The sequence below is a fragment of the Amnibacterium flavum genome (assembly GCF_003097495.1).
GTDB lineage: Bacteria > Actinomycetota > Actinomycetes > Actinomycetales > Microbacteriaceae > Naasia > Naasia flava.
In genome coordinates this window covers 1-283 of sequence record NZ_QEOP01000012.1, presented here as the reverse complement: position 1 = coordinate 283, position 283 = coordinate 1, and the positions used below count along the sequence as shown (strand labels likewise).

Here is a 283-nt window from a genome sequence, read left to right as displayed (position 1 = left end):
GTCGGTGAGGTCGGCGGGGAACAGGTTCATGGCCGGGCTTCCGATGAAGCCGGCGACGAAGACGTTCTTGGGGGCTTCGTACAGGTCGCGGGGTGTTCCGACCTGCTGGAGGACGCCGTCCTTGAGGACCGCGATGCGGTCGCCCATGGTGAGGGCCTCGGTCTGGTCGTGGGTGACGTAGACGGTGGTGACGCCGAGACGACGCTGGAGCGATGCGATCTGGGTGCGGGTCTGGACGCGGAGCTTGGCGTCGAGGTTCGACAGCGGCTCGTCCATGAGGAAC

The 283-nt window shown here is 66.8% G+C and carries 1 pseudogene; it reads right to left on the bottom strand.

Features of this window, described 5'->3' with window-relative positions:
- A pseudogene (locus tag DDQ50_RS16970) lies at window positions 1-283 on the bottom strand (sugar ABC transporter ATP-binding protein); the annotation flags it as partial.